A 20,844-nucleotide genomic window follows, 5' to 3' on the forward strand; every position below is an offset into this window, starting at 1 on the left:
GAGCGAGGGCGGAGGCGGAGTCAGGAGCGGGGTCGGGGACGGTCATCGGTGCTGCAGGTAAAAAGCCAGCGCCGATATTAAGGCGTCAGTTCCTCGACGACTGCGGCGGTCGCAGAGTGGAAGCGGCCCGACCGGCAGCGGCGACATCGGCGTCCGTCAATGTCCCGAGGAAGGCCACGACGTCGCGAATCTCGGCCTCGGTCAAGGCCGGCTGCGCACCCGGCCGCTGGCCGAAGGGCGCTTCGACGTTGACGTTGTGGTGGTACTTCGAGGGCAGGTCGTCGTAGGGCTGGACCTTGCCTTCGGCACCACGGCCGTACCAGCGCGCGGGTGCCGTGTCGCGCTGTGCATAGAAGCGCACCGCTTCATCGAGCGAGTGGAAGACGCCGTTGTGGAAGAACGCCTGTTTGACCGCCACGTTGCGCAGCGTGGGCGTGCGGAACAGGCCGCAGTATTCCGGGTGGTCCGCCAAATCGGTGCGCAGCGGGCCGCACAGACCGAGGTCGTGAAACGCGGGGTCGGCATTGGCGGCCAGTGCGCGATTGCGCGGCACGCCGATGGCGATCATTCCAAAATCGGTGAACAGCGGAAACGCGCCGTCGGGCGTGCGCTCGCTCAGGTGGCAGGCCGCGCAGTTGCCCTTGTCGGCAGCGTTGAAGAGCTTCAGCCCACGCGACTCCGCGGCATCGAGCTTTTGCTGGCCGCGCAGCACGGCGTCGTACTTGCTGGTGAACGGATAGAAGTCGGTCGGCGATTCCTGGAAGACTTCGAGCGCCAGGCCGGCCGCCTTGAACGCCGTGTCCGGGTTGTCGAAGACTTCGTCACCAAACGCCTGCCGCATGTCGTTCGCGTAGCCGGCCTTCTCCAGCTTGCCGGCGACGATCGCCACCGACGCGTTGCCCATCTCCGCGGACGAGAGCAGCGGCAGCCCTGCCTGTTCATGTGCAGAGCCGGCGCGGCCATCCCACATGTGGCCGCCGGTCGGGCCGGCGTCGATGCTGTCGTCGCCGTCGTTGTCGTGGTGGTGCTCTGAAAACGCGGTCAGCGTTTGCAGGTAGCGCAACGACGGCGCGGCGCGCGGGCCAGGCGTGCGGCCATCGACACCGCCGAGCTGCACCGACAAGGCGTTCGATGGCCCGTAGGCATGTGCGGGATCGTGGCAGCTCGCGCACGACTGCATGCCAGATGCCGACATCGAGGTGTCGAAGAAGATGCGCCGTCCGATCGCGCTCAACTGCGCGGCGCTGGGCTGCGGCTTGCCGGGTGTGGGTGCGTAGGTGGCGCCGACGTAGGCCGGTGCGGCAGGCGAGGCCGCTGCATCCGGCCCAGCCGCTGCCGTGCGTGCGCCTGGCCGGCCGTCGCATGCCGACAGGGCCACGACCCCGAGCAGCAGCCAGCCGGAGCGGCGAAGAAAGTTGAAGACGCTGAAGAAGGCGAAGCGAAACGTCACGGTGGAGATCGGGCGAAAAGCCTCGGTTGGCGGCGACTGTGCTGCCGCAGCGTGTCAGCGCGATGACACGCCACTGCCACGCGGTTGTCACGGAGCCGCACGACCATCGATGCGCCCGGCGTCAGTCGGGACCATTCCAACACCAAGAGTACCCAGATGACCGCCCAACCCTTGTCTCCCTCTTCGCGCGATTCCGCGCCCAGAACATCCCGCCGAAACGGCCAGCCGCTGGCACTCGCCTTGTGGCCGACCGCCATCGTCGCGTCGGCCGTGGTGATGGCCTGCGGCGGCGGCGGAAGCAGTAACGGCTTCAGCGGCCTCGTGCCCACCACCGGCGTTGCGACCACCACGCCCACGGCACCCGCCACGACGAGCGGCGTGGTCACCGGCAGCTACTTTCGCAACGCGAAGGTGTGCATCGACAGCAACAACAACGGCCGCTGCGACGCGTCGGAAACCAGCACCACGACAGACGCCAACGGCGCCTTCACGCTCACCGGCAAGGGCGCTGTGGTGGCCGAGATCGGCACATCGAGCAAGCGCTACGACCCGGCCACCAGCGTCGAATCCGCCGTCACGCAGCCGCTCGTGTTCCGCGCACCTGCCGAAGCCAACGGCGTCGTCAGCTCCATCAGCACCGAAATGGTCGCACTCATGGACGCCAATGGCGGCGACCTTGCTGCGGCGCGCACCGCCTTCGCCAAGCGCCTCGGCGTTTCGGAAACGCAATTGCTGGCCGACCACAACAAGATCACCGACGTCGCCATCCGCGGCGTGCTGCAAACCGAGATCGACCAGAGCATCGAGCGCATTGCCGAAGCCGTGGCCGAGGCTGGCACCGCAGGCGACCTGACCGGCGCCCTGCGCAACCGTTTCGCGCTCGACCAGATCAACAACGTGGTCGTGATCTACGCGGAAAACCGCGGCTTCGACAATCTCTACGGCCTGTACCCCGGCGCTAACGGCATCCCGGGCGTGAACCCCGCATCGAGCACCGCCGAGCCCCAGAAAGACTTCGACGGCTCAACCCTCCCGGCACTGCCGCCGGTATGGGGCGGCGTCACTGCCGCTGGCCAGACCACGACCATCACGCAGGCGCAAACCGTCGGCATGCCGAACAAGATGTTCCGCATCGACGACGCGGCAGGCTTCTTCAACACCGGTACCGTCATCGGCCAGTCGACCATCACGCGCGACCTGGTGCACCGCTTCTATAACAACCAGATGCAGATCGACGGCGGCAAGAACGACAAGTTCGCGGCCTACTCCGACGCGGGCGGCCTGAGCATGGGTTACTTCGACGGCAGCAAGATGCAGCTGTGGAATCTCGCGCAGCAATACACGCTGGCCGACAACTTCTTCATGGGCGCTTTTGGCGGTTCGTTCCTGAACCACCAGTACCTCGTGTGCGCTTGCGCACCGATCTACCCGAACGCCGATGCCGACACGTCACCCGCGAAGGCTTCGATCTCCGCCATCGACACCGATGCCGACGGCAACTTCGTCAAGCTCACCGCTGCAGTCACGTCGCCGGCTTCGGTGCTGAACGGCGCGCCGATCTACAAGAACGACAGCACGCTCACGCCCAAGGACGCGAGCGGCACCTTCTACGCCGTCAACACGATGCAGCCGCCCTACCAGCCGAGCAACAACGCGCCGGCCGCGAGCGACAGCAGCAAGCTCTACGCCGATCCGACGAAGGCAAATACCTTGCCGCCGCAAACGCAGACCACCATCGGCGATGTGCTCACGGCCAAGGGCCTGAGCTGGGCCTGGTACGGCGGCGCATGGAACAGCACCACCGCCACCGCGGAGGGCAACCGCGTATTCCCTGCCGCCGTGCCACCGGCCGCGCAGGCGCCCAATTTCCAGTTCCACCACCAGCCCTTCAACTACTACGCTGCCTTCGACCCGGCCACGCACGCCGACGCACGCGCTGCGCACCTGAAGGACTTCGACGCCGACTTCCTGACGCAGGCCGCAGCCGGCACGTTGCCTGCCGTGAGTTTCTACAAACCGCAAGGCAACCTGAACCAGCACAACGGCTACGCCAACATCACAGATGGTGATGCGCACATCGCCGACCTGGTCGCCAAGCTGAAGGCCAGCCCGCAGTGGAAGAACATGCTCATCGTCATCACGTACGACGAGAACGGCGGCTTCTACGACCACGCGGCCGTGCCCAAGGCCGACCGCTTCGGTCCCGGCACGCGCATCCCGGCGCTCATCATTTCGCCGTTCTCCAAGAAGGGCTTCGTCGACAAGACGCAGTACGACACCGCATCGACGCTGCGCTTCATGACGCACCGCTGGTCGCTGCCGCCGCTCGCCGGGCTGGTGGTGCGTGACAACGCATTGCTGAAGAACGGCGCCAAGCCCATGGGCGATCTGACCGGTGCACTCGACTTCGGCGGTAAATCGTGAAGCGCCCCGCCATGAAGAATATCGCTCGCTGCACCAGCGTCGCACTCGCTGGCTCGTTGATGATGGCCGCGTGCGGTGGCGGCAGCAGCGGATCGACCGGGTTTCTTCCGATCGTCGCTGCACCCGCACCGGCGCCCACTCCCGCACCCGCGCCTGCGCCTGCTCCGGCACCCGTGCCGAGCGCGCTGCTGACGCTCGATGGGAAGGCCCCGCTGATCATCGGCCACCGCGGCTTGCCAGGGCTCTTCCCGGAGGAAACGCAGGCCGCCTACGAGGCCGCCGCCGACGCAGGCGCCGACTCACTGGAGACCGACCTGCACCTCACGAAGGATTGCGTGCTGGTGGCCCGGCACAACCCCTGGCTCAGCGACAACACCAACATCACTGCTGTGGCTGCGACCAACACCACGGTCGCTGCGCGCAAGCGGACAGTGCCGGGCGTGCTGGTCGACGTGACCTATCCACCCATCCCCGCCAACGGCCCGGCAAAGTACCTGAGCGATCTGACCAATCCCAACGATCCCAAGTCGGTACTGAAATCGCTTGTGGTCGACGGCGAGGACCACACCGGCGACTGGTCGATCACCGACTTCACGATGGCCGAGCTCAAGCAGTGGATCGCCGGCACGACCTACGATGCACGTGCCCAGCGACCGACCGACCTCAACGGCAAGCTGCCCATCCTGAGCTTCCAGGAAATCATCGACATCGCAAAAGCAAAAAGTGCGAGCACCGGTCGCACGATCAGCGTGTATCCGGAAAGCAAGAACCCGATCTGGAACAACGCACAAGCCATCGCGAACGGCTGTGGACCCGTGGGCAGCCATCCGCTGGAAGACGCGATGCTGAAGATTTTGAACTTCAACGACCTGAATCGAAAGGATGCACCGGTCTTCGTGCAGAGCTTCGATCCGGCGAGCCTCAAGTACCTGCGATCGGCCGGGTTGAAGAGCAAAGCCGTGCAATTGGTGGACGGCAACGACGTCAACTACAAGACCGGCGAGATGGGTTACGTCACCACCGACGAGTACACCTTCGTCGATGGTCGCCCGTACAGCTGGACTCTCGCCGGCGACCCCCGCTTTTTCGGCAGCATGCTGACGCCCGCCGGCCTCGCGGAGGTGAAGACCTACGCCGACGGTATCGGGCCATGGAAGCCGCAGGTCATGTCGCTGACAGTGGTGCCATTCAAGGACCCGCCGTACACCGGCTCGTTGGCCGACGTCAATACGGTCAAGCCGACAAGCCTGATCGCCGATGCGCACACGGCGGGCTTGTTCGTACACACCTACACCTTCCGAAACGAGCCGCAGTACCTCGCGGGGTTCTACAAGGGTGACCCGATAGCGGAGTACCTGGTGTTTTTCAGGGCAGGCATCGACGGTGTGTTCACCGATTTTTCAAATACCGGCTTCGCAGCGCGCAAAACCTACCTGACCGAGACGGGGCGCTGAATTCGGACCTGATCGGAACTTGAATGGACCCTGACTTCGATGGTTCCGATGGGCCCGACCGCTGGCAAGGCAAGACGCAGACCGAGACGGCCGAGCTGAAGCGTCAGGACGAAGACAGACCCCTCGTCGGCGCAGCGGAGTCCCGCGTCAGTTGCCGGCCGTTCCCATCGCCGGATCGCTGACCGAGTGGCGACCCGTTTCGACACGGCCTGCGAAGCGGCGCGACCATGTCGGGTCCGAGTCGCACACCACCTCGAAGTCGTACCACTGGCCGCTGTCGTCGAGCTCCCATCGCTTCTCGGCGTCTTCACCACCCTTGACCTTGACGCGCCAGGTGCGATCGTCGCGGCCCTGCAGATAGGCCTTCGCGGTGACCGTGAACCAGCAGGTGCGCTCCCCATCGTTGCGCACCTTCAGATGAAGATCGCCGCGGCGTACTTCGTAGCCGACGCGTATCTCCGGCTCGGGCGCACCGCGTGACTTCAGGGTGTTCAGGTCACCCTTGAAGTGGCGATGAAAGCCGTTGGGGCCCAGCACCCAGAGGTCGTACTTTCCGGCGTTGTCGGTCGTTGCAGCCCACTCGTCGTCGAGCCGCTCGTTGCGCTCGACCATGTAGCGGCGCGGCAGTCGATCGAGGTTGAAGCGGTCGTACACGTGGAATACCGCCGCGGCGTCGCCGGTGTTGGCGAAGATCAGCTTGACGCGACCGCGCAGTCCGTCGCATCGCGCGCTGAAATGCAGCTCGTACGGCAGCGCACGCGACGGGCGCGTGCCGGTCGCCTGCACCGGCAACAGTGGATTCACGGGTGGCGCGATCTGCGCCAACAGGTCCTGCGCAGCGCGCAGCGCATCGGCCTGTGCCCGGGTCTTGCGGCCGGCGAGTTGGGGCAGGCGCTCGTCGTTCGGCCGCTCGAAGTTGAAGGCGCTGGTCAGGTCACCGCACACGGCACGGCGGAACGGACTGATGTTCGGCTCCTTCACACCGAAGCGCTTCTCGATGAAGCGAATGACCGAGGTGTGATCGAACGCCTGGGAGTTGACCCAGCCACCGCGGCTCCATGGCGAGACCACATACATCGGCACGCGGATGCCGGGCCCGAAGACTCGGCCGTCGGGCAGCGGCTGGCTCGTGGTGCCCGGCGACGCGGGATAGTTGAAGCGCTCGAACGCGATCGCCGCGTCGCTCAACGTTGTCTTGCCGGCCGGCGTGCCGTCTGCATTGATCGACGGCGCGGCGGGCGACGGGTAGTGATCGAAGTAGCCGTCGTTCTCGTCGAAGTTGATGAAGAGCACGGTCTTGCTCCAGACATCGGGCACGGCCGTCAATGCATCGAGCGTTTCCTGGATGTACCAGGCGCCCTGCACCGGACTCGACGGGCCGGGGTGCTCGGAGTACGTCGCCGGCGCCACGATCCACGAGACCTGCGGCAGTTTGCCGTTCTTGATGTCTTGCCGAAAGCGCTCGAAGTAACTGTCCGCGTTGCCGTACTCGCCGGGCATGGTGTTGGCGATCCCCTTGTACAGCGGATTGCCGGCGTCGTCGCTCGCCGGATCGTAGGCCGGAGACAGCGCCTCGTTGCTCACCGGCTTGCCTGAAGCCTCGTTGGCCTTGCGGTATTGCCTGAAGCCGGCCAACGGGTTGTCGCCGAAGTTGTCGGGCATGTTCTGGTAGACGATCCAGCTCACCTTGGCCTCTTGCAGCCGCTCGGGATACGTCTTCCATTGGTAGCCGAATGCCGAGGAATCGATCGAGTCCCACTCGTTGTTGACCGACGCCACACCGGCCCCGGTCGGGCCGTTGGTGCCGGTCCACAGGAACATGCGATTGGAGTTGGTGCCGGTGTGCATCGAGCAGTGATAACCGTCGCACAACGTAAAGGCATTGGCCAGCGCGAACTGAAACGGCAACTCCGCTTCCTTGAAGTAGCTCATGGCGTTGGCGCCCTTGTACTTCGGCCATTGGTAGGTGCGGCCACCGTCCCACGCGTTTTCACCATCGACCCAGCTGTGCGGCGTGCCACTCACGCGCTGTGCGTTGCCTTTGCTCTGGTCCAGGTAATACGGCAAGACCGGTTGCCCGTTGGCATCGGTTTGCTGCCAGACACTGCGGCCTTCGGGCAACGGAATGGTGAAGCGGTCACCGAAGCCGCGCACACCCCGCAGGGTGCCGAAATACTGATCGAAAGAGCGGTTCTCCTGCATCAGGATGACGATGTGCTCGACGTCCTTGACGGTGCCTGTCGCGTTGTGCGCGGGGATTGCCAGCGCACGTCGAATGCTCGGCGGGAATGCGCTCAGCGTGGCGGCGGCGGCGGTGCCGGTTGCGGCGTTTTTCAGGAACTTGCGGCGTGAATTCACGGCCTTCTCCTCGTTGGGGGGTCGTTATGTGTTCGGGTCGTCGTCTTGTCGCTTCATCGCTTCAAGGGGCGTAGCGGACTTCCGGCGATTGCGCGGCAGCGTCGGCCGTGCCCGAAACTCCCGTCGTCGTCGTCGTCGTCGCCGCCGCCGTGCCGTCCTTGCCGGCGCCGTCCTGCGTCGTGCCTTTGCTCAGGCCTGCGGCCGAGACGCCGCCGCCGCTGCTTCCACCGCCGCACGAGGCAAGGGTGATGATCAGAATCAGCGCCGTCGCGAGACGCCAGGATTTGAGAACTGCATGCATGGGCACTCCTGTTGTGAGTTGGCGCATTAGAGGCAAGCCGCGTGACGTCTTCGTGAAGGAATCGCCACGCCGGCACGGTCGAAGGCGCGTTTCGACGCAGGGCTTCCAGGTTCGCTGACCGTGCGTTAGTTCACAAAACCGCCGTGCTTGGACGAACCGTCACACGGCCGTCTCCGGCGGTTCCTAAGCTCAGCCGGAACTACATGCAATCCTCTCTCGTCTCCAATCTAGAGCCGGCCATCCCGATCGAGTCTGAAACGCCAAGGAACGGGCGCAGCCCGTTGCAACGCCTGATGGAGAGCGATGGCCTTCATGCGGTTTTTCAACCGCTGGTCGACCTCCGAAACGGATCGGTCTACGGCCACGAGGCGCTGATACGCGGCCCCGTGGATGGACCGCTGCACATGCCACTCGCGCTCTTCGAGTGCGCCGCATCCGAATCGGTCCTCATGGAATTCGAACTGCGCTGCGTCGACGTGATCCTGCGAGAGTGGTTGTCGGCAAGGTTGCCCGGCAACTTGTTCGTGAATCTGAGTGCCGATGCGCTGGTCCGCGCCTCGGCCACGGTTCTGCCACGCATGCTGGCGAGCTCCGGCGTCGATCCGCGCAAGCTCGTGATCGAGCTCACCGAGAACGAGCGGGCGACCGACCCGCAGTCGCTGATTCGTGTCGTCGATGCGATGGGGCCTACCGGCGTTCGACTGGCACTGGACGATTTCGGAGACGGCCATTCGAACTTGCGCCGCTGGGCAGAACTCAAGCCCAGGTTCGTCAAGCTCGACAAGTTCCTTACCCGCAACGTGACCGGCAACAGGGAGAACTTCGAGATGGTTCGCGCCGTCGTCGCCCTCAGCGAAGCATTCGGAACCCAACTGGTCGCCGAGGGAATCGAAACCGGTGATGACCTGCGAACGCTGCGCGATCTGGGTGTGGCCATCGGACAGGGGTACTTTTTGGGCCGGCCCGCCAGGACGCCGCCTGCCGTGCTGCCGCGCGATGCAGCGGATGTCCTGGCGGCCCGAAGGCTTGTCGTACTGCCCATGCCGGGCCAGCTTGCCAGGCCGGGCATCCTGCGCAATCTGGTGCTCGTGAAGGCGCCGGCGGTGGAGCCCGGCACCACCAACGAGGAGGTTGCCGCCATCTTCCAGGCCCAACCCGAACTGCACGCGCTGGCGGTGGTCCACCACGGCAAGCCGGTCGCACTGGTGAACCGGCGAGAGTTCACCGACCACTTTGCACGGCTCTATTTCCGCGAGGTGCATGGGCGCAAGGCCTGCATCGGCCACGCCAACCGCACGCCCAGGGTGATCGATCTCGACGATGACGTGAGCGAGCTGATGGGCATCCTCACATCCGACGACCAGCGCTATCTGAGCGAAGGCTTCGTGGTCGCCGAGCAGGGCAAATACCTCGGGCTGGGCACCGGTGAGCAACTGGTCCGCGCCGTGACCGAGACGCGGATCGAGGCAGCGCGCCATGCCAATCCGCTGACTTTTCTACCGGGCAACATTCCAATCAGCCTTCATATCGAGCGCCTCCTGAGCGGCGGCATCGACTTCGTTGCCGGCTATGCGGACCTGAACGACTTCAAGCCTTTCAACGACCACTATGGATACTGGCGCGGCGACGAAGTCATCCGCTTGGTTGCAAGATTGCTCGTGGCCAACTGCGACGCCCGCCAGGATTTTGTCGGGCATGTGGGCGGTGACGACTTCATCGTTCTTTTTCAGGGTAACGACTGGGAGGCGCGGTGCCGACGCGTAATCGACGAGTTCGCGAGCCAGGCGATCGGCCTCTACGACGAGGCCGATCGCCTGGCCGGCGGCATCCATGCCGAAGACCGCCACGGAACGATGCGGTTTTTTCCCTGCGCCACCCTTTGCATCGGCGCGGTTCACATCGCGCCGGGCACATGCCGGACGGTGGAAGACGTCGCCACCGAAGCGGCGCGCGCCAAGCACGGCGCGAAAACGGCCGCGTCCGGTCTGGCCGTGTACGAGGCGGACGGCCATCGCATCGAAGCCGCGGGCACAGCCTGCTGAGCCGTCGCGCGGATTCAAACGAAGAGCTTGCGGACGTGTGCCGAGAGCAGGTCGATCAGGCTCACGCTCACCATGATGATGATCATCACCGCGCAGGTCTCGGCGTACTGGAAGCCACGGATGATCTCCCACAACACCACCCCGATACCGCCTGCACCCACCATGCCGACCACCGAGGCGGATCGCACATTCGACTCGAAGCGGTAGAGCGCGTACGAGATCCACAACGGCATGACCTGTGGAATGACGCCGTAGACGATTTCGTGCAGCGCACTGGCCCCGGTGGACCGGATGCCCTCCACCGGCTCCGGGTCGATCGACTCCACCGCCTCGGCGAACAACTTGGCCAGCACCCCGGTGGTGTGTATCCACAGTGCGAGCACACCGGCGAACGGACCGAGCCCGACGGCGACGACGAACAGCATGGCGAACACCATCTCGTTGATGGCGCGGCAGCTGTCCATCAAGCGGCGCATCGGCTGGTAAATCCACCACGGCACGATGTTGGCCGAGGCGAGCAGTCCGAGCGGCACCGCCGTCAGCACGGCCAGCGCCGTGCCCCACAGCGCGATCTGCAACGTGACGACCATCTCCTCCACATACGTGCGCCACTGCGCGAAATTGGGCGGAAAAAAATCCGCTGCGTACGTGGCCATGTTCCCCGAGTCGCGCCACAGGTCGAGGGGGCGCATGTCGGCGCCCTTCCATGACGCAGCCAGCAGCGCCAGGAGAATCGCCCAGCCGAAGGGCCGGATCCAGTTGCGCCGCGGCGCAGGCAGCACCGGCAATGGCGCGCGCGGAGTCAAAACAGTCGGCTGCATGAGGTGGCGTGCGGGGTAACCGAATCAGTTGAAAGCGGAGAGCTTCTTGTCGATGTCGGCCAGGCGGGTCTTCTTGTCGCCCTCGCTCAAAACCGTATCGGCTTCTACCTTGTTGCGTTGCGCGAACAGGTCGAGCTGACGGATAGGCAGCAGCTGCTGGTCGTTCGACTCCTTGAAGCCCGACAGCTTGGAAATCTTCATCACGATTTCCTTTTCCCGTGCGTCGGTCTTGGCGTAGTTGTAGAAGAAGTTGCGAATCTTGGCCTTGGTCGCTTCGGGCATGTCCTTGCGCATTACCAGCGGATCGAGCGCAATCAGCGGCGAGGTCCAGACGATCTTGATGTCCTTGAACTTCTCGGGGAAACGCTCCTTGATCTTCTCGAGGTTCTCGCTGTTGTTGGTTGCGATATCCACCTGCTTGTTGGCGACGGCGAGTGCGTTGGCTTCATGGTTGGCGCTGCGCGTTACCTTGAAGAGCGACTTGGCATCGACGTGGTTCTTGGCGAACACGTAGTAGCCCGGCACCAGGAAGCCGGAGGTGGAGTTCGGGTCGCCGTTACCGAAGCTCAGGTTCTTGCCGTTCTTCAGCATGTCGTCCACGTTGTTGATGGGACTGTCGCGATTGACGATCAGGTGCGAGTAGTAGCCCTGCGTGCCATCGGCGTTGACCATCTGCGCGAAGACCTCTCCGCTGGCACGGTCCACCGCCTCCATTGCCGACTTGTTGCCGAACCAGCCGATCTGCACCTTGTTGAAGCGCATGCCTTCGATGATGCCGGCGTAGTCGGACGCAAAGAAGGCAGTCACCTTCAAACCGGTCTGGCGGCTCATGTCGTCGATGAGCGGTTGCCAGTCCTGCCTCAGATTGGCCGAGGCCTCGGTCGAGATAAAACCGAAGTTGATGTCCTGCGCAAAAGCGCAGGTCATGCTCAGGCCGAGGGCCAGCGTTGCACACAGTTTCTTGATCATGGATTGCTCCGGAGGGGGGGGGGGAATAAAGGCGCTCGAAAAACGGGCGTCGGCAGGATCGTTAGGCGACGGCGCGGGTACCTTGCGCGGGCCACGGCGCCACGGTGACCTGCGGCAACACAAGAACAGTGCCGCCCTCGGAAGACCGCGCGCCCAGCAGTTCTTCGGCATCCGCGCCATAGAGCTCGCGAAGCAATACGGGCGTGAGCGCTGCGGCCGGCCCGTCGAACACGACCTGGCCCTGGTTGAGTGCGATCACGCGCGCGCAGTACTTCATCGCGATCTCGACCTGGTGGAGCGAAACGATCACGGTGCAGTTGTCTTCACGATGGATGCGCGCCAGGATCTCCATCACCCTGCGCGAGGATTCGGGGTCGAGCGAGGCGATGGGTTCGTCGGCCAGCACCACCTTCGCGCCCTGCACCAGTGCGCGTGCAATGGCAGCGCGTTGCTGCTGACCACCCGACAACGTGGACGCACGTTGCGCATGGCAATCGGCGATGCCCACGCGGGCCAGCGCGTCGAGCGCGCGCGCCCGCTCCTCGGCGGTGAAGGCGCGCAGCCAGCTGCGCCACCAGGGCGCGCGGTGCAACGAACCCACCAGCACGTTCATGAGCACCGGCAACCGTGCCACCAGATTGAATTGCTGGAACACGAAACCCACCTGTGCCCGCACCTTGCGGATGTCGCGGTGCACGCGACCCCCCTGCTGTACGCAACGACCGTCGATCTCTATGAGCGAGTCGCTGTCGCCATCGGCTGCCACCAAGCCGGCCACGTGCCGCAGCAACGTCGACTTGCCCGAGCCCGATGCGCCGATCAGCGCCACCATCTCGCCACGCGCAACATCGATGTTGATGTCGCGCAGCGCGTGCCGGCCGTTCGGAAAATGCTTGTTGAGCTGGCGAATGCGCAGGATGGGTTCCATGGGCTTCTTTAAAGTCGTCTAGACAACCGGAGTCTGGTGAACGGGTATGACGTGGCATTGACACTTAGACGACGCGCGTGTGTCAGCCGCGGGTCAAAGCACGCGGCGGCCTTCTCGCCAGACGCTGCGCACCACGGCGTGCTGCGTGCCGTCCGCCATGTCGGTCATGCGGACCTGCACCAGGTCGGCGCGCATCCCCTGCGCGATCGAGCCACGATCGTTCAAGCCTGTCGCCTTTGCCGGCGCACTGGTGACGGTCGCCACGGCACGCGGCAGCGTAAACACATCGTCGGCCACCAGGCGCATGGCGGCACCCAACAGGCTGCTGGGCACATAGTCGGACGAGAGGATGTCCAGCAGTCCGTTGCGCGCCAGGTCGGATGCGGCCACGTTGCCCGAATGCGAGCCGCCGCGCACGACGTTGGGTCCCCCCATTACGGTAGACAGTCCGCGGTCGCGTGCGGCACGTGCAGCCACCAGCGTGGTCGGAAACTCCGACAGGCTGGCGCCATCCGCATGCGCCTGTTCGACGTGCGCGACCGTGGTGTCGTCGTGGCTCGCCAGTGCAATGCCGTGCGTACGACAGTAGTCGACGAAGTGCTTGCGGTGCGGCGCGGCATAGCGTTCCTGCAATGCGCCGGCCTCGGCCACCCGATGCTCGAACTTCTCGCGGCTCCAGCCCTTCTTGCCCGTGTAATAGATGCGCGCCAAGTCGATGTTTTCCCACTGACGCTGACCCGGCGTGTGGTCCATCAGGGAAATCAGCGACAACCGCGGGTGGCCGCAGAACGGCTCGAACAGCTCGACCGTGTTGGGTGCCGGCAACTCGCATCGCACGTGCAGATGATGGTCCGCGCGCAACAGGTCCCGCGTGGCGCAGTCGTCGATCGTCGCCAGCACCTTGTGCCACGTACTGCCGCGCAGGCTTTCGGTGTCGGCCTCGCCGACGCCGAGCGCATCGAACACGGTGGTGATGCCGGCGGATGCCACTTCGGCATCGTGCGCGAGCAAGGCCGGCATTTCTGCCCAATGCACCTTGGGCCGTGGCATCAGGTGCCGCTCGAAATTGTCGGTATGCACTTCCACCAAGCCGGGCAGCAGGTAGTCGCCCTCCAGGTCCAGCGCGCCCTGGGCAGTGTCGCCGGTGTCGAAACTGGCGATCCGCCCATCGACCGCGTGGAGCGTGCCGCGCACCACCTCGTTGGCCAGCACCATGCGGGCGTTTCGGAAAACCATCGTGGCGCTCATGACCGACCCTTGAAATCTGCGACGTCGATGCGGCGCGTGGCGACCGCCGCGCCGACCGCCGCGTCGTGGAAGATGCCGACCACTCCCGCGCCCCGCGCCGCCGCCTCGCGAATCAGTTCGATGACGGTGCGCGTGTTGCCTGCATCGAGTGCCGCGGTCGGCTCGTCGAGCAGCAACAGCGGCTTGGGCTTGATCATGTTGCGGGCGATGTTGATGCGCTGCTGCTCGCCCCCCGAGAAGGTGGCCGGCGGCAGGTGCCAGAGGCGTTCGGGGATGTGCAGCCGTGTGAGCCAGGCACGCGCCTGCTCGCGTGCCGACTCGATGGCGCAGGCGTCGTCGCCCGCGTCTTCGGCCAGGGATTCGGCCACCACATCCAGTGCCGAGACGCGCGGGATCACGCGCAAAAACTGGCTCACGTAGCCGATGGTGTCGCGCCGCAGGCGGACCAGCTCGCGCGGGGAAGCGGTCGTCACCTCCACTGCCTCGCCCTGCGCTGGCTGCACGCGGATGCTGCCCGCGCTGGCGCGGTAGTTGGCATAGATGAGCTTGAGCAACGTGCTCTTGCCCAGGCCGGAGGCGCCATCGAGCACCACGCATTCGCCAGCATTCACGTTGAGGTCGACGCGGTCGAAGACGGCCAACTCGAGCTGGTTCTGATGGTGCAGGGTGAACCGCTTGGCCAGCCCCTCGACTCGGAGAAGCGGGTGGTTCATGGCTGGAGCACCGAGGACACGAGAAGCTGGGTGTAGGGATGCTGCGGATCGTCCAGGAGTTGATCGGTGAGCCCTGACTCGACCACGCGGCCGCGCTGCATCACCACCATGCGGTGTGCCAGCAGGCGCGCCACGGCGAGGTCGTGCGTGACGATGATCGCGGCGAGTTGCATCTGCCGCGTCAGCTGCCTGAGCAGGTCCAGCAGGCGGGCCTGTACCGACACGTCGAGGCCGGAGGTCGGCTCGTCCATGAACATCAGCCGGGGCTGCGTGACCAGGTTGCGCGCGATCTGCAAGCGCTGCCTCATGCCCCCCGAGAAGGTGCGCGGTGCATCGTCGATGCGGCGTGGCTCGATCTCCACGCGCTCGAGCCACTCGCTCGCGGTGGCACGCAGGCGGCCGTAGTGCCGCTCGCCGAGCCCCATGAGGCGCTCACCCACGTTGGCGCCCGCCGAGACGTCCATGCGCAGGCCGTCCGGTGCATGCTGATGCACGAAGCCCCAGTCGGTGCGCGCCAGCAGGCGCTGCTCTGCCTCGCTCATGTCGAACACTTCCTGCAGACGCCCTGCGCGCGTCAGGAATTGCACGCTACCTGTGTCCGGCAGGCAGCGCGCCGCGACGGCGTTGAGCAGCGTCGATTTGCCGGAGCCCGATTCGCCCACCACGGCCAGCACTTCGCCGGGCCAAAGATCGAACGACGCGTCCTGCAGCGCCACGCGATCGCCATAGCGCTTGCCGATGCCGCGCACGCGCAGCAGCGGCGGCGGCGCGCACGACGTCGGGTCGGCGCTCATGCAGCCTCCGTTGCGCAAGACGCTGCGCGCGTCTGGCAGTAGTCCGAGTCCGAGCACACGTGCATGCGCGTGCCACGGTCGTCGGTGATGACCTCATCGAGAAAACTTTCGGTGGCGCCGCACAGGGCACACGGCATGTCCCAGCGTTGCACTTCGAACGGATGGTCTTCGAAGCCCAGGCTCTCGACCGGTGTGTACGGAGGCACGGCGTAGATGCGCTTCTCGCGCCCTGCGCCGAACAGCTGCAATGCAGGGTTCATGTGCATCTTCGGGTTGTCGAATTTAGGGATCGGCGAGGGTGACATCACGTAGCGGTGATTGACCAGCACCGGATAGTCGTAGGTGGTGGCGATGTGACCGTAGCGAGCAATGTCTTCGTAGAGCTTCACATGCATCAGCCCGTATTCGGCCAGCGCATGCAGCGTTCGGGTGGTGCTCTCGCGCGGCTCCAGTCGCTGCATCGGCTCGGGAACCGGCACCTGATAGACCAGCACCTGCCCCTCGGCCAGCGGCGCCTCGGGAATGCGGTGGCGCGTCTGGATCAGCGTGGCTTGGTGCGTGCGCGTGGTGGTCGCAACACCCGCAGTGCGCTCGAAGAAGCGCCGGATATTGACGGCGTTGACCGTATCGTCCGAGCCTTGGTCGATGACCTTCAAAACGTCGCGCGGCCCGATGACGGCCGCGGTGACCTGGATACCACCGGTGCCCCAGCCGTACGGCAACGGCATTTCGCGCGAGCCGAAAGGCACCTGGTAGCCGGGGATGGCAACGGCCTTGAGCACGGCACGGCGAATCATCCGTTTGGTGCGCTCGTCGAGGTAGGCGAAGTTGAAGTTCTGCGCGACGGCATCGTCGGCGTAGGCGTCGACAACCGGCCCGGCATCCTGCGGGACAAGCGATGGGTTCATGGGAGCTCGCTATCGGTCGGTGGGTTCGTGGCCTGGTTCGTCGCCTGGCTGGCGGCGGCGCGCATCTTGCGCACCAGGGCCAGCTCGGACTGGAAGTCCACGTAGTGCGGCAGCTTCAGGTGCTGCACGAAGCCGGAGGCCTCGAGGCTGTCGCTGTGCGACAGCACGAATTCCTGCATCTGGGCCGGCGACTCGACCGCCTCGCCCAGTTCCTCCGCACGCAGCGCGCGGTCGACCAGGCTCATGGCCATCGCCTTGCGCTCGCTGTGGCCAAACGCCAGGCCATAGCCGCGCGTGAACTGGGGCGGCTGGCTCTTGCTCCCGGCGAACTGGTTGACCATCTCGCACTCTGTGATTTCAAGATCGCCTATGGAGATTGCAAAGCCCAGTTCCTCGGGCTCGAGTTCGAGCGCGACCCCGCCAAACCGGATCTCCCCCACGAAAGGGTGACTGTGCGAGTAGCCGCGCTGGGTGGAATAAGCCATGGCGAGCAGGAACCCCTCGTCGCCGCGTGCCAGGTTCTGGAGACGACTCGCGCGCTCCGCAGGGAAGCGCAAGGGCTCGCGCGTGATGTCCACCGGCGCCGGATCGCCTGGCGGCATAGGGCGTGTTTCGATGAGGCCTTCGTGGTGCAGCAGATCGACGACGCGGGGTGTCGATGCGGCCTCGTTCGCCTCAGTCGCAGGCAGCTTTGTCGCAGGCAGTCCGGCGGGCGTTTCCTGCCCTTGCGCGAGCAGCGAAAAATCCAGCAGCCGCTGCGTGTAGTCGTAGGTCGGGCCCAGCACCTGGCCGCCGGGCAGGTCCTTGAAGGTGGCGGAGATGCGCCGATCGAGGTCCATCCGCGCCGTATCGAGCGGCACGCTGCTGCCCAGGCGCGGCAACGTCGCGCGGTAGGCGCGCAACAGGAAAATGGCTTCGACCAGATCGCCCGAGGCCTGCTTGATCGCCAGCGCGGCGAGCTCGGGGTCGTATACCGAGCCTTCGGTCATCACGCGATCGACCGCCAGCTTGAGCTGCTCGCGAATCTGCCGGATCGAGAGCTCTGGCGTGGCGGTATCGCCGCGTCGCTGCTCGGCCAGCAGCCGGTAGCTGTTGAGGATGGCGGCTTCGCCACCTTTGACGGCAACGTACATGCTTCAAGCCTCCAGTTCGATGCGGGTGGTGCGCGGCAGGCCCACGATCTGGCGGGCCGTCGCGAGAAAAAGGTCCACGCCGCGCGGGAAGGCCGCGTAGTTGAGCGTGCGCTGCGCCACCAGCGTCGCGGCGGTCGACGGCGCACGGCCTTCGACTCTCAGCAGCACCTGCTCGCGGATGCCCGGACCTTGCAGGCGCCAACCGGCCTCACCCGATGCAACGGCGCTTTCGGCAAGGCCAGACACCTCGATCACGCAAGTCGTCGACTGGTCGGGATAGGTGTCGCTGCCTTGTGCAAAGCTTGCGAGCGAAGGGATGTCGTCACTGGCTGCGACCCAGGCGAACTGCGCTTGCGCCGGTTCTTCGACCACCACGCAGCCGCAATGAAAGCGCAGCCACGCGGCTGCATCGGTACCTGCCAGCGAGGGGGACAGCCAGAGCTTGCAGTCCGGGTCGAGCAGCGCCAGCAGCAGAGCGGCCGCAGCCGCATGTCCATGCGCCGGCACTTGCGCATCATGCGGAAGGTCGACCGGACGGCCAGGGTAGGAGAGCGCATGCAACGCAGCGCGAAACACGGCCTGGCTGCCAAACGAGAGATCGGAAAAACCGGCGCCGATGGCGCGCAGATCGGCCGGCTTCATTCGTCGCCCTCCTCGTCGCGTGCCGACCCGGTTTCACGCGCCACGGTGAAGAACTCGACCTTGCTGGTCTGCGCACGCGCATGACGACGTGCGCGCTCGCGGGCCAGGTGCGCCCGCACCGGCTCCAGCAAGCTGGCGTCGAGCAATGCCTGCTGTTCCGGCTCCTGCAGGAGCGCATCGGCCACCGCGGCCAGTTGTGCCTGGCGGTGCGAGCGACCCAGCACATAGGCCACGCCGACGGCCGCCTGCTCGTAGCGCCGGTCAGGCAGCCGCAGCGCGCAGCGGGTCACCGTGACCTCACCGAGGTTGAAGCGCTCTCCGGTCCCGCCGACACGGCCCTGGACCATCATCAGTCCAGTCTCCGGCGGGCGCAGCCAACGTGGCGCGCAAAGCGCATGCGGTCCGAGCGCCGGCTCGAGCAGCGCCATCGGGGCACGCGCCAGCAAGGCCATCCACTGCGCACGATCTGCAGGCCGGTCGACCGGATGACTGTCAAAGGCATGAAACATGAAGGTGCTACTCTGGAAAAGTTGTATAGACAAATCGGACAACTGCCACGAGCTTAGGACCGGGGCGTGTAGTTTTCATGACAGCCATCACTGCCTTCAATTCCTCTACCTCCGCTTCCCTTTCCGCGACCGCAACGCGTGCAAGCTTCTCGACCCGAATTGCGGCCGAGCTGGCCGAATCCATCGCGCGCGGGGTCTACCCACCAGGCCAACGCCTGCCGTCGGAGCACGCGCTGGCCGAGCAGTTCGGCGTGAATCGCCACACGATCCGGCGCTCGCTCGCGAGCCTGTGCAGTCAGGGCCTGCTGCGCGCCGCACAAGGCAGCGGTACCTATGTCGAAGAGTTCGCAGTCGACCTTGTGCTGGCCAAACGGACGCGGCACCACCAAAACATGGTGCATGCGGGTTTGCGCGGCGCACTGCGCGTGCTCGACGCGAAGAACGTGCGCGCAACGGCCACGCAGGCGCGTGCGTTGCGCGTGCCAGCCCGAAGCGCGGTGCTGTGCCTGCGCGTCCTGGGCGAGGCCGAGGGTCAGCCACTGAACTTCAGCGAACGCTACTTTCCGCTGCCCCGCTTCGACGGTCTCGAAGAAGTGGTGCGCGAGACCGGATCGATCACCGCCGGCTTCGCCGCGCATGACGTCAAGGACTACACGCGGCTCGAAAGCCGCATCACCGCGCAGATGCCCGATGCCATCGTGGCAGCGCACCTTCGACAAACGGCGAGCCGGCCGGTGCTGCTGGTCGAGAGCGTCAACGTCGACCCGCTGGGTGTGCCCATTGAATATGCGCTGGCTTGGTTTGCCGGTGACCGCGTCACCCTCACAGTGGCTCACGATGAGTGATCCAGCGTCACACGGAACGGCGCATCGCTATGCCGCGTACTTCGCGCCGGCAGAGAGCAGCATTTGGTGGGAAGTCGGCAGTCGATGGATCGGACGCTGCGCAGCGCAAGGGCGATCGCTGCCGCAGCCTGTCGTGCCGGGCGTCAGCAGCCTGGTGCAACAGCGCCTGACCCGCGCGCCGCGTCGCTACGGATGGCACGCAACGCTCAAGGCGCCTTTCGCGCTCGCTCCGGGCGTGGAATTCAAGGCGCTGCGCGATCGCCTGCATGACCTGTGCGCGGGGTTCGAAGGCTTTACGTTGCCCGGGTTGAAGGTGCAACAGCTCGACGATTTTCTCGCCCTTGTGCCGGAAGGCGACTGCGGCCAACTCGACGGAATCAACGCGGTCGCAGCGGCTTGCGTGACGGGACTTCATGCGTTGGCTGCAACGCTGTCACCGGTTGAGCTGCAGCGTCGGCGGGCAGCACGGTTGACTCCGCAAGAAGACGCGTTGCTACTGCGCTGGGGCTACCCCTTCGTGCTGGACGCTTTTCGTTTTCACATGTCGCTCACGGGCGCCTTGGGTGACACGCCGTCGCAGGTCGTCGACGCGATCAAAGCCGCAGCCACCCAGTGCTTCGGCGCATTGCCCGCCTGTCGCTTCGACTCGGTCGCGCTCTTTGCCGAGCCGCGTCCCGGCGCCGACTTCGAACTCGTCGAGCACATGAGGTTGGGCCGATGAAGGGGCAGCTGATCTATGTCATGGGCCCTTCCGGCGCCGGCAAGGACAGCCTCCTCGCGTGGCTTCGAAACCATCTTCCTCTGGAGGCGTCTGTCCATTGGGCACGCCGCACGATCACCCGCCCAGTGCAGTCGGGCGATGAGCAGCACCACAGCGTCGATGCACAAGCTTTTCAGAGGCTGTGCGAGGCGCAGGCATTTGCCTTCGACTGGCAAGCCAACGGCTTGCGCTACGGCGTTCGACATGTCGAATTGGCGCCGCTCGACGCGGGCTGTCGGGTGATCGTCAACGGGTCGCGTGCCTACCTGTCTCAAGCTCTGATCAGATTTCCGGAGCTCGAGGTGATTCATGTCACCGCGAGCGTCGACACGTTGCGGGCGCGTCTGCTGGCGCGCGGCCGTGAAACACCGGCCGCCGTCGAAGCGCGCATAGAGCGCGCTCTTGCATTTCAAGCGCCAGCGGGCGCGATCGAGGTGTACAACGACGGCTCGTTGGAAGACGCGGGGCTGCAGTTTTTGAGAGCCTTCCATCGAGGCTGACGTATCACCTTGTCTTTCGGCCACTCCTGCCGACCGTCATTGCGC

19 protein-coding genes are annotated in these 20,844 nt (G+C 65.3%); 6 read left to right on the forward strand and 13 right to left on the reverse strand.

What is annotated here, in order from left to right:
- Positions 1-85: 85 nt before the first annotated feature.
- On the reverse strand, positions 86-1,450 hold the full coding sequence (locus tag QN413_RS24690; RefSeq protein ID WP_416352247.1) for a cytochrome-c peroxidase: 1,365 nt from the start codon (positions 1,448-1,450) through the stop codon (positions 86-88).
- 276 nt (positions 1,451-1,726) lie between these two features.
- Here QN413_RS24690 and acpA point away from each other — a divergent pair, with 276 nt between their 5' ends.
- Together acpA and QN413_RS24700 are read left to right on the forward strand one after the other, a co-directional pair.
- Positions 1,727-3,874, forward strand: coding sequence for an acid phosphatase (gene acpA / locus QN413_RS24695; RefSeq protein ID WP_323499286.1), 2,148 nt, complete (start codon positions 1,727-1,729; stop codon positions 3,872-3,874).
- Between the two features lie 11 nt (positions 3,875-3,885).
- The gene (locus QN413_RS24700) at positions 3,886-5,328 is read left to right on the forward strand and encodes a glycerophosphodiester phosphodiesterase family protein (protein ID WP_323499256.1); all 1,443 of its coding nucleotides are present in this window, start codon (positions 3,886-3,888) and stop codon (positions 5,326-5,328) included.
- Positions 5,329-5,475: 147 nt separating this feature from the next.
- On the opposite strand, the gene QN413_RS24705 is transcribed toward QN413_RS24700, so the two are convergent.
- Complete coding sequence (locus QN413_RS24705; RefSeq protein WP_323499257.1) at positions 5,476-7,686, reverse strand: phosphocholine-specific phospholipase C; 2,211 nt, start codon at positions 7,684-7,686, stop codon at positions 5,476-5,478.
- A gap of 61 nt (positions 7,687-7,747) precedes the next feature.
- Entirely contained in the window at positions 7,748-7,987 is a 240-nt protein-coding gene (locus QN413_RS24710; RefSeq protein WP_323499258.1) for a hypothetical protein, read from the reverse strand.
- Positions 7,988-8,190: 203 nt separating this feature from the next.
- Between QN413_RS24710 and QN413_RS24715 the strand changes: the two genes are divergently transcribed.
- Positions 8,191-10,029, forward strand: a complete 1,839-nt coding sequence (locus QN413_RS24715; RefSeq protein WP_323499259.1) for a phosphodiesterase — start codon at positions 8,191-8,193, stop codon at positions 10,027-10,029.
- 14 nt (positions 10,030-10,043) lie between these two features.
- Here the strand turns inward: QN413_RS24715 and phnE are convergent, their stop codons facing one another.
- From phnE to phnG, 10 genes are all read right to left on the reverse strand, one after another.
- Complete coding sequence (phnE, locus tag QN413_RS24720) at positions 10,044-10,850, reverse strand: phosphonate ABC transporter, permease protein PhnE (RefSeq protein WP_323499260.1); 807 nt, start codon at positions 10,848-10,850, stop codon at positions 10,044-10,046.
- Between the two features lie 24 nt (positions 10,851-10,874).
- A complete protein-coding gene (gene phnD / locus QN413_RS24725; RefSeq protein WP_323499261.1) occupies positions 10,875-11,819 on the reverse strand; it encodes a phosphonate ABC transporter substrate-binding protein in 945 nt (314 codons plus the stop codon).
- Positions 11,820-11,880: 61 nt separating this feature from the next.
- Positions 11,881-12,747, reverse strand: coding sequence for a phosphonate ABC transporter ATP-binding protein (gene phnC / locus QN413_RS24730; protein ID WP_323499262.1), 867 nt, complete (start codon positions 12,745-12,747; stop codon positions 11,881-11,883).
- 93 nt (positions 12,748-12,840) lie between these two features.
- On the reverse strand, positions 12,841-13,995 hold the full coding sequence (locus tag QN413_RS24735; protein ID WP_323499263.1) for an alpha-D-ribose 1-methylphosphonate 5-triphosphate diphosphatase: 1,155 nt from the start codon (positions 13,993-13,995) through the stop codon (positions 12,841-12,843).
- Positions 13,992-14,708 (reverse strand): phosphonate C-P lyase system protein PhnL, encoded by a 717-nt coding sequence (gene phnL, locus QN413_RS24740; RefSeq protein WP_323499264.1) that lies wholly within the window; start codon positions 14,706-14,708, stop codon positions 13,992-13,994. The genes QN413_RS24735 and phnL overlap by 4 nt, the downstream gene beginning before the upstream one ends.
- Entirely contained in the window at positions 14,705-15,502 is a 798-nt protein-coding gene (gene phnK / locus QN413_RS24745) for a phosphonate C-P lyase system protein PhnK (RefSeq protein ID WP_323499265.1), read from the reverse strand. The genes phnL and phnK overlap by 4 nt, the downstream gene beginning before the upstream one ends.
- Positions 15,499-16,410 (reverse strand): alpha-D-ribose 1-methylphosphonate 5-phosphate C-P-lyase PhnJ, encoded by a 912-nt coding sequence (locus QN413_RS24750; RefSeq protein WP_323499266.1) that lies wholly within the window; start codon positions 16,408-16,410, stop codon positions 15,499-15,501. The genes phnK and QN413_RS24750 overlap by 4 nt, the downstream gene beginning before the upstream one ends.
- Entirely contained in the window at positions 16,407-17,543 is a 1,137-nt protein-coding gene (locus QN413_RS24755; protein ID WP_323499267.1) for a carbon-phosphorus lyase complex subunit PhnI, read from the reverse strand. The genes QN413_RS24750 and QN413_RS24755 overlap by 4 nt, the downstream gene beginning before the upstream one ends.
- Before the next feature lie 3 nt (positions 17,544-17,546).
- Positions 17,547-18,185: a phosphonate C-P lyase system protein PhnH gene (gene phnH / locus QN413_RS24760; protein ID WP_323499268.1), complete on the reverse strand. Its 639-nt coding sequence runs from the start codon at positions 18,183-18,185 to the stop codon at positions 17,547-17,549.
- Positions 18,182-18,694, reverse strand: a complete 513-nt coding sequence (gene phnG / locus QN413_RS24765) for a phosphonate C-P lyase system protein PhnG (RefSeq protein WP_323499269.1) — start codon at positions 18,692-18,694, stop codon at positions 18,182-18,184. The genes phnH and phnG overlap by 4 nt, the downstream gene beginning before the upstream one ends.
- 77 nt (positions 18,695-18,771) lie before the next feature.
- Here phnG and phnF point away from each other — a divergent pair, with 77 nt between their 5' ends.
- The 3 genes from phnF to phnN are packed head-to-tail and all read left to right on the forward strand — an operon-like array spanning position 18,772 to position 20,799.
- Entirely contained in the window at positions 18,772-19,539 is a 768-nt protein-coding gene (gene phnF / locus QN413_RS24770; RefSeq protein WP_323499270.1) for a phosphonate metabolism transcriptional regulator PhnF, read from the forward strand.
- Positions 19,532-20,260: a DUF1045 domain-containing protein gene (locus QN413_RS24775; protein WP_323499271.1), complete on the forward strand. Its 729-nt coding sequence runs from the start codon at positions 19,532-19,534 to the stop codon at positions 20,258-20,260. The genes phnF and QN413_RS24775 overlap by 8 nt, the downstream gene beginning before the upstream one ends.
- The gene (gene phnN / locus QN413_RS24780; RefSeq protein WP_323499272.1) at positions 20,257-20,799 is read left to right on the forward strand and encodes a phosphonate metabolism protein/1,5-bisphosphokinase (PRPP-forming) PhnN; all 543 of its coding nucleotides are present in this window, start codon (positions 20,257-20,259) and stop codon (positions 20,797-20,799) included. The genes QN413_RS24775 and phnN overlap by 4 nt, the downstream gene beginning before the upstream one ends.
- Positions 20,800-20,844 lie beyond the last annotated feature (45 nt).

The organism is Variovorax sp. LG9.2 (genome assembly GCF_035018885.1).
Taxonomy (GTDB): Bacteria; Pseudomonadota; Gammaproteobacteria; order Burkholderiales; family Burkholderiaceae_C; genus Variovorax.